This is a genomic window from Mesorhizobium sp. M7A.F.Ca.CA.004.12.1.1 (genome assembly GCF_003997835.1).
Taxonomy (GTDB): domain Bacteria; phylum Pseudomonadota; class Alphaproteobacteria; order Rhizobiales; family Rhizobiaceae; genus Mesorhizobium.
Genome location: NZ_RZRK01000586.1, coordinates 1 through 3,920, shown reverse-complemented (window position 1 = coordinate 3,920; position 3,920 = coordinate 1). Strand labels below are relative to the sequence as shown.

Annotated in this window: 5 protein-coding genes; 3 read left to right on the top strand and 2 right to left on the bottom strand. The window is 64.5% G+C overall.

Annotated features, from left to right (window positions below; all coding sequences use genetic code 11):
- Positions 1 to 656 (top strand): helix-turn-helix transcriptional regulator (locus tag EN984_RS25590; RefSeq protein WP_164765644.1); only part of this gene is annotated, 656 nt, incomplete at its 5' end.
- A 9-nt stretch (positions 657 to 665) separates the two neighbouring features.
- Positions 666 to 1,517 carry a thermonuclease family protein gene (locus EN984_RS25585; RefSeq protein WP_348627432.1) on the top strand — a complete coding sequence of 284 codons (852 nt, stop codon included), beginning with the start codon at positions 666 to 668 and terminating at the stop codon, positions 1,515 to 1,517.
- On the opposite strand, the gene EN984_RS25580 is transcribed toward EN984_RS25585, so the two are convergent.
- Positions 1,483 to 3,129 (bottom strand): lysine--tRNA ligase, encoded by a 1,647-nt coding sequence (locus EN984_RS25580; protein WP_127384038.1) that lies wholly within the window; start codon positions 3,127 to 3,129, stop codon positions 1,483 to 1,485. The genes EN984_RS25585 and EN984_RS25580 overlap by 35 nt on opposite strands.
- 162 nt (positions 3,130 to 3,291) lie before the next feature.
- On the opposite strand from EN984_RS25580, the gene EN984_RS25575 reads away from it, so the two are divergent.
- The gene (locus EN984_RS25575) at positions 3,292 to 3,699 is read left to right on the top strand and encodes a tellurite resistance TerB family protein (protein ID WP_256755010.1); all 408 of its coding nucleotides are present in this window, start codon (positions 3,292 to 3,294) and stop codon (positions 3,697 to 3,699) included.
- 59 nt (positions 3,700 to 3,758) lie between these two features.
- Here the strand turns inward: EN984_RS25575 and EN984_RS25570 are convergent.
- Positions 3,759 to 3,920, bottom strand: a 162-nt coding sequence (locus EN984_RS25570; protein WP_164765643.1) for a transporter substrate-binding domain-containing protein, incomplete at its 5' end; no start/stop codon positions are given.

Sequence of the window (3,920 nt, the reverse complement as noted above, 5' to 3'; positions counted from 1 at the left end):
ACCGAGTCTGGGCTGCCATCGATGCTCTTGCCAAGCGTTATTCGCTTTCGGCCTCGGGTTTGGCCAAGCGTGCGGGGCTCGATTCCACTGCCTTCAACAAGTCGAAGCGTTTGTCGTCGGATGTCCGACCACGCTGGCCCTCGACCGAATCGCTGGCCAAGATCATCGAGGCGACGGGCGCCTCACTCGACGAATTCACCGGTCTGATCGAAGGCCGGCCTGGGATCAGCAATGGTGCTTCGACCAGCCATGCCGCTTCGGTCGCCCGCAGAAGCTCCGTGCCGTTGCTCGGCTTTGCCCAAGCCGGCGCCGGCGGCTTCTTCGACGATGCCGGCTTTCCAGTCGGGCAGGGTTGGGATCTGATCGAACTGCCGGCGCAATCGACCGAGAGCTCCTACGCGCTGCAGGTGCAAGGCGATTCCATGCTGCCGCTCTACCGCAATGGCGACGTCCTCATCGTCGAACCGGGCGCCGTCACCCGCAAGGGCGATCGCGTCGTCGTCAAGACCACATCAGGCGAGGTGATGGCCAAGGTGCTCGAGCGCCAGACCGTCAAGTCGATTGCGCTGGTCTCGCTCAATCCCGATCATCCCGACCGCGATATTCCCATGCGCGATGTCGAATGGGTGGCGCGGATTGTCTGGGCTAGCCAGTAGGTCAAGCTGGTGCGGCTCCTTCGTCATGCCCTGGCGGTTCTGATGGTCCCGGTGATGGCGGCCATGGTCGTCGCCGGCGGTCGCACGTTGAAAGGGAGTGAAAGCGTCATCACGGTGGACCAGCTTGATCCGGGCGCCGATACGATGGCGCAGCAGGCTGCCGGGACGGTGCCGCAGGAGCCGGCCACATCGGCCATAGCAGCCCCGCAGCCGCCAAAGCCGGCGCTGCATTCGAGGGCGATCGATCCCCAAATTGTCGCGCCACCGGAACTGCCCGCCGAGGGGCTTGAACGGGTCGAGCCGCGCGAGCCGTTGAGCAAACTCGCGCTGGCTGTGCCGCCCAAGCCGAAAATGCCCGACGATTGGAACGGCACCAAGCTGTTCCAGCCGGTTGCGCCGGCCGCCGGCCTGATCGAGGCGAAGGGTTACTCGGTCGCGGTTTCCGGCATCGATATCGTCAGGCAGGATGAGACCTGCAGCGAGGACGGCAAGCCCTGGCCGTGCGGTGTCCGGGCGCGGACGGCGTTCCGCGCCTTCCTGCGCGGCCGCGCGGTGGTCTGCACGGTGCCGCCGCAGGGCGGCCGCGACCTGATCGCCGCCGAATGCCGGATCGGCAATCAGGATATCGGCCAATGGCTGGTCGACAACGGCTGGGCGCGCGCCGCCAAGGGCGGACCCTATGTCGAAGCCGGCGACAAGGCGCGCACGGCGAAGAAGGGCATTTTCGGATCGGCGCCCGATCTGTCCGGCATGCCGGCGATGCCGGCCGCGCCACGCCCGGCCCCTCAGGCGCCGGGTTCGATCCTGGAAGAGGTCGACGGCGTGCTCAAGCCAGCTGACCAGCCAGCGCCCGCTCAATGAGCGCACGTGTCTCGGCCACGCCGTAGAGCGCTGCGAACGAGCCGAAGCGCGGGCCGCGCTCCTGGCCGATCAGCACCTGATAGATCATCTGGAAGAAGGCGCCCGATACGCCGGGGCCGCCTTCCGGGCTCTGCTTGGAATGATCCTGGTAGCGCTCGATCCTGCGCGCGACGTTGAGCGAGGCGTTCTGGATCGCTTCGCCATTGGCGTCCGCCGGCAGCGCCCCAAGCGCTTCGTCGAGGGCTGCCAGCGCCTCGCGCTCGACCTCGTCGGCGGGCCGGAAGGTTTTCGTCGGCTTCACGAAATCGTCGAAATAGCGGATCGCATGGCCGACCAGCCGGTCGAGCTCGGGATGCGTCGTTGGCGTCACGCCTTGCGTATGACGTGAAATGAACCCCCACAGCACATCCTTGTTCTGCGCGTTGGAGGCGCTGACCAGATTGAGCAGCAGCGAGAACGGCACCGGCATGTCGATCGCGGGCGGGTTGCCATCATGCATATGCCAGACCGGATTGCCCAGCCGTTCCTTCCAGTCCTGCCGGGGATAAGCGGCAAGGAACGTATAGTATTCGTCCACGGCCCGCGGGATGACGTCGAAATACAGCTTCTTGGCCTGCCGCGGCCGCTGGTACATGTAGAGCCCGAGGCTTTCGGTCGGCGCATAGGTCAGCCAATCGTCGATGGTCAGCCCGTTGCCCTTCGACTTCGAGATCTTCTGGCCGTTCTCGTCGAGGAACAGTTCGTAGACGAAATGCTCCGGCGCCCGTCCGCCCAGAATGTTGCAGATACGGTCATAGACCACCGCATTGGTCTGGTGGTCCTTGCCGAACATTTCGAAATCGACGCCAAGCGCTGCCCAGCGCATGCCGAAATCCGGCTTCCACTGCAGCTTCACGCGGCCGCCGGTGATCGAAAGCGTGGTATCGGTGCCCTCGTCGTCGAAGGTGATGGTGCCGGCCTCGGCGTCGACATGCTTCATCGGCACGTAAAGCACCCGGCCGCTCTTCGGCGAGATCGGCAGGAACGGGCTGTAGGTCGCCTGCCGCTCGGGTCCGAGCGTCGGCAGCATCACCGCCATGATCTGCTCATAGCGTTCGGCGGCGCGCTTGAGCATCGCATCGAAACGGCCGGACTTGTAGTATTGCGTCGCGCTGGCGAACTCGTAGTCGAAGCCGAACGTGTCGAGGAAGCGGCAAAGCATCGCGTTGTTGTGGTCGGCGAAGCTCGCATAGTCGCCGCCGAAGGGGTTGGGGACCGACGACAGCGGCTTGTGCAGATGAGGCTCGAGTGCGGCGCGGTCCGGCACGCTGTCGGGTATCTTGCGCATGCCGTCCATATCGTCGGAAAAGCACAGCAGCTTGGTCGCGACCTTATCCTGCGTCAGGACGCGGAAAGCATGGCGCACCATCGACGTCCGCGCCACTTCGCCGAACGTGCCGATATGCGGCAGGCCGGACGGCCCGTAGCCGGTCTCGAACAGGATTGTTTGCGGGAAGTCGGCGCCTTTGTAGCGCTCGATGATCTTTTTGGCCTCTTCGAAGGGCCACGCCTTGCTTTCGGTCGCGGCCGCCAACAGTTCGGGGTTGAGATCGATGATGTTTGATCCCGCCATGTCACAGTTTCCAAATCATTTGCCGGCCCGAAGGCGGGCCGCGGCAAGGTTTTCAACCGGTCTCTAGGCGTGCAGCGCCGGAGCGTCAACGCGTGCGGCGCTTTTTCCTTGCGGTGCAGAACGGGCGTTCCTAACTTCGAGGCCCGGTTCAAGGAGAAAAAATTGCCGACACCTCATGAAGCCCTGATCTATCTGATGGTCATCACCTCGGCCTCGGACCGCGACATGACCGATGTCGAACTGGCGCGGATCGGCGAGGTCGTCCGCTCCTGGCCGGTGTTCGAGGACTTCAACCGCGACAGGCTGGTCGGCGTTGCCCAGGACTGCCAGAAGCGCCTGCACGAAAAGGACGGGCTGGAGGGTGTGCTGGCTGAAGTCGCCGAGGTCTTGCCTGAGCGGCTGCGCGACACCGCCTATGCCGCCGCCTTCGAGGTTGCCGCCGTCGACCTCGAAATGCGCATGGAAGAGGTGCGGGTGCTGCAGCTGATCCGGCGTCAGCTCGATCTCGACACGCTGACGGTTGCTGCCATCGGCCGCGCGGCCAAGGCGCGGCTGCGCACGCTGACCTGAGTTCTTGGCCGGGCGCTGTTGAGGTTCAGGTCAGGCCGGCAAAGCCGACCGGAACCGGATCAGAAAAAGCTGACCGGGAAATAGCGCAGATAAAATTCGGCGAACGTGCCTTTCATCGAAATCTCCTGCAGCGCGTAATCGATCGCGGCGGCCAGCGCCGGATTGTCCGCTTTGGTGGCAATGGCCATGCCCGAGCCCAGATATTCAGGCGCCAGATAGGG

Bases quoted from the DNA above. Each gene is read 5' to 3' on its own strand.
- EN984_RS25580 (WP_127384038.1), bottom strand. From the start codon at position 3,129: ATGGCGGGATCAAACATCATCGATCTCAACCCCGAACTGTTGGCGGCC.